The organism is Bradyrhizobium sp. Crot121 (assembly GCF_059512385.1).
In genome coordinates this window covers 1-324 of sequence record NZ_JCAMOR010000529.1, presented here as the reverse complement: position 1 = coordinate 324, position 324 = coordinate 1, and the positions used below count along the sequence as shown (strand labels likewise).

General features: G+C 62.7%; 1 protein-coding gene. It reads right to left on the bottom strand.

What is annotated here, in order from left to right:
• Positions 1 to 6: 6 nt before the first annotated feature.
• Positions 7 to 324, bottom strand: a 318-nt coding sequence (locus tag AC5ZGW_RS47800) for a transposase (protein WP_496114359.1), incomplete at its 5' end; no start/stop codon positions are given.

The window sequence follows — 324 nt, the reverse complement described above, 5'->3', positions numbered from 1 at the left end:
GCATCGTCAGGCCGCCCGGCGTAGTGTCTCCTTCTTGTGCTCCTTCAAGAGATCCATGTTCAGATAGCGATGGTCCTCGAGCCAGGCCTCGTGGCGCTCGACGGTCAGCGCCCGCACCAGCCTTAGGCAGCTCTCGGCATTGGGGAAGATTCGCACCGCGTAGGTGCGCCGCCGGATCTCCTCGTTGAGGCGCTCCAGCATGTTGGTCGACTTCATGTGCTTGCGGTGCACCAGCGGCAGACGGAAGTAGGCGAGCGTCTCCTCGATGTTGTCCTCCACCCAGCCGGTGAGCTTGGGGTATTTGCCGCCCCATTTGGCAAGCCA